The 3,229-nt window shown below is 51.0% G+C and carries 3 protein-coding genes and 1 pseudogene; 3 read left to right on the top strand and 1 reads right to left on the bottom strand.

Annotated elements, in window-relative coordinates; genetic code table 11:
- The 3 genes from ABGT74_RS11380 to ABGT74_RS11390 all read left to right on the top strand — a co-directional run.
- Positions 1-409, top strand: a 409-nt coding sequence (locus tag ABGT74_RS11380; protein ID WP_346705568.1) for a hypothetical protein, incomplete at its 5' end; no start/stop codon positions are given.
- 3 nt (positions 410-412) lie between these two features.
- Positions 413-964 (top strand): hypothetical protein, encoded by a 552-nt coding sequence (locus tag ABGT74_RS11385; RefSeq protein WP_346705569.1) that lies wholly within the window; start codon positions 413-415, stop codon positions 962-964.
- Between the two features lies 1 nt (position 965).
- Entirely contained in the window at positions 966-1,889 is a 924-nt protein-coding gene (locus ABGT74_RS11390) for a hypothetical protein (RefSeq protein ID WP_346705570.1), read from the top strand.
- Positions 1,890-2,078: 189 nt separating this feature from the next.
- On the opposite strand, the pseudogene ABGT74_RS11395 reads toward ABGT74_RS11390, so the two are convergent.
- Positions 2,079-2,927, bottom strand: a pseudogene (locus tag ABGT74_RS11395) (relaxase/mobilization nuclease domain-containing protein); the annotation flags it as partial.
- Between the last annotated feature and the right edge of the window lie 302 nt (positions 2,928-3,229).

Genomic DNA, 3,229 nt, shown 5'->3' on the forward strand with positions numbered 1-3,229 from the left:
CACAAGTAAGAAAGAGAAGAGAAAGAAAGAGAAGAGTGATACGGAGAGGAGTACGACGGTCGAACGCGCGCGCGAACGGGCGGAGCTGGATCACCTGATTCGGCGCTGCGAGTTTGACCTGTTTGAGTCGGAGGAACAGACCGTGCTGCGAGACGCGATCACATGGCTGTACTACTGCGGCGAGCTGACGATCGGTCCGTGTACCTATCCGCAGCTGCAGGTGCGAGAGACGCTTTGGCGTCTGAACTGGGAGGTGCTGGACTGCGCTCTGGCCAAGCTGCACGAAAACGAGAAGCCCGCGATGCGCAACACGCTGGTTTACACGGCAAAGGTTATTTTCAGCACAATTCTGGAACGGGGCTGCGATACAATGCTTGATCCAGTGGTCAACCGCGGGAAGGAGTGGTAATGCTTGAGCAGGATGTTTTACAGTGAGCCGCAGCTGGAACTACTGAAGACAGTGCGGATATTAGGTTGCATGGAAAAACGGCAAGCACGGGCGCTACTTCGGCTACGCTATGGCTTGGCGTGCGAAGCCGCAGACAGTATTGTTCGCCAGCTTAAGTTCGATGGGAAAATCAAATTCGCAGCAAAGACAGGGTTGCTCCTGTCTCCGGACGGCAAAGAAGACCTATGTGTCCTGCGCTCGATGGATATTGTTCTGTCCTTTGCAGGGCAGTGGAATGCACCGAAGATTTTGCCGCGTAAGCCGGATTATCTGCTGTATGCTTATTATCCAGACCGTTGCATACGCCTTTGGGTTTTGCATGTGCCAGAGGGGCTGGAGCAAGAAACAAGCATACTGGTTGACAATGCGCAGGACACATCGTCGGCACAAAGTGCCCATGTGATGCTGCTGGATTCCGAGTCGCAAATTACTGCTATCTCGGCCGCAGTGCCGTGCATTTTAGCCTATCCTGATCAAACGGGCAGGTTGCATCTGAAAAATTGGGAGGGAAACTGATATGGAAATCAACCAAAAAATACAGCAGTGGCTGGAAAAAGCTAGGGAACGCTTTTTTGCGCTTGATCTCAACGGTTTAGATGAAGCCCTGACGCCGGCAGAACAAGCGGAGTGGGATAATATTTATGCTTCGTTCCGGTCTGGTTCGCTGATGCGGGGTAGGATTGTTGGGATAGAAAACATGCCACAACCGGAAGTGGAAATCAATTCGGAAATATCGGATGAGGAAGTGACGAATATGCCCTGCATGATTGTGCTGCCGTATCGCGTAAAGATTTTAATACCGGAACCATTTTTCTGGTGGCAGGGCGAAGAACGTGAAAGTTTTGTGCTGAACAACATGGCCGGGGCAAATGTGGATTTTGTGATTGTTGCAGTGGATCGGATGGCTGGGTGCGCAATCGCATCCCGAACAATGGCGCTCTCCCGGCGCAGATGGGAGGCGAAAGAAATCGCGCATGTGGAGGAAGGCAGCATTGTGGATTGTGATGTTTTAACAGTTGGACCTTCCCGATTGACGTTGTCCTGCTGTGGTTATGACGATACGCTGACGCAAATTGGCTTGTCGTATTCCTACCTTGGCGACCTTCGGGATACTTATCGACCGGGACAAATTCTTCATGCGAAGGTGCTTTCCTTTACTGATGAACATCTGGAGGTATCGGTAAAGGCAGCTGCTCCCAATCCTTATGATGGAGCCAGACAGCGCCATCCACCGGGATCTATTCGCATGGCTTCCATCACCAGCAAATATGCCGGCGGCGTATTTGTACGGTTGGATGATGGTTGTACTGCGGTATGCCGATATGCCCGGCATTTTTCCGATGACCAGTTCCAGCCCAGGGATACTGTTAAGGTGGAGATCGTCGCGCACAGCGATAATAAACAATGGATGCTGGCAAAAATCAAAGGAAAAATAGGATAACAGACAAGCAGCGGCACAGAGAATCTTGATTCCGTGCTGCGGCTTGCGCTTTGAGGCTACACTGTTAGCAGATGGACAAAATGTTGCTGAAAAAGTAAAACAGGAGGTATTCACTTCGATAGTGGAATAATACAGGTTCGATTGCCTTTTTGCAAGGAAGGAGAAGACAGTCCCCGGTGGAGAACAAAGGACAGTGGCTTTGTCAAAGTCCGTTCCCAGTTTCCGGGCGGTGATAGGCTTTGTTCTGTCCGGCGTGAGATAGGACAGTCGCCCCAAGCTCTCCTTAGCGGTCACGCCCTCCCGCAACAGGAGAGCGGAAAACTCGTCAAAGCTGGCAGCAGTGGAAAGGGCTTGGCATGAGGTCTGCCGCAGACGATCTTTGTCGGTTTCAAACTTGGTTGTCCTCGGTGCGATACCCTTGGCAAGCAGGGTGGCGTTTTCCTTGTCCGGTTTGGCTTGCCCTTTGCGCTTCGCCTAGTATTCACGCTCGGTCACTTTGTTCTTGCTGCCGTTCAAGAGGTCGATTTGGTAAAGCCGCTCCCGGCGGCACATCTCCATGACTCCGCTGAGGAAATACCGCATGGCGGCTGCGGTGTAGCGGTGCTTATCTTCGGCTCTGGTGTCGCTCGTCCTGTCCATGTAGGGCTTGCGCTCCACCTCGGTAATCCGCAGACTGTTGATGACAATATGCACATGGATATTGCCGCTATGGTTGTGTCTGTCCGGGTGGGTGCAGACAAGGACTTGGTGTCCGGGGAATGCTCTTTGCAGTAGGCAAGCCCCCAACGCCTGCGTCCGGTCAACGGTCAGGCCGTTGTCGACTGCGTCCCGTGGGTCAAAGCTGATGATATAGTGGTGGCTCTTGATGTACTCTCGTTTGCTGTTTTTGCCGTACCGCAGATTTGTCTGTATGCAGGACAGGGCGAAAACCTTGTTCTCGCAGTTCAGCGTGTCCAGCCGGTAGTCCTGCCGTGGAATGAGCCTCCCGGCTTCGTCAAGGGTGGGCTTCATGGTAAACTTGTCATGTTCAAAGGTCATATATGTTCATACTGGGAAAGTAAAAATCAGGGTGTTTTAAGAAAGTAATTAAAAATGCTAATGCTTTTACTCATTGCAAAAAAGGCGTTAAAATGTATACTCCAAATCAAATAACGTATTTTCATTAAGAAGGGATGCGTTATGAGCGTTCTTCCTTTGACTACATTGTGGCAAAAGAAGTTGTGTTATATGAATGTGGGGATTTTAAGTAACAGAAAAAGGGCGCGTTGCAGAAATGAAATCTGCAGCGCGCCCTTTTATGCGCCGTCCAAAGGAGTATGTAGCCGATAGGTTGTGGAAAA

The organism is uncultured Agathobaculum sp. (assembly GCF_963927765.1).
In the GTDB taxonomy this organism is placed as follows: domain Bacteria; phylum Bacillota; class Clostridia; order Oscillospirales; family Butyricicoccaceae; genus Agathobaculum.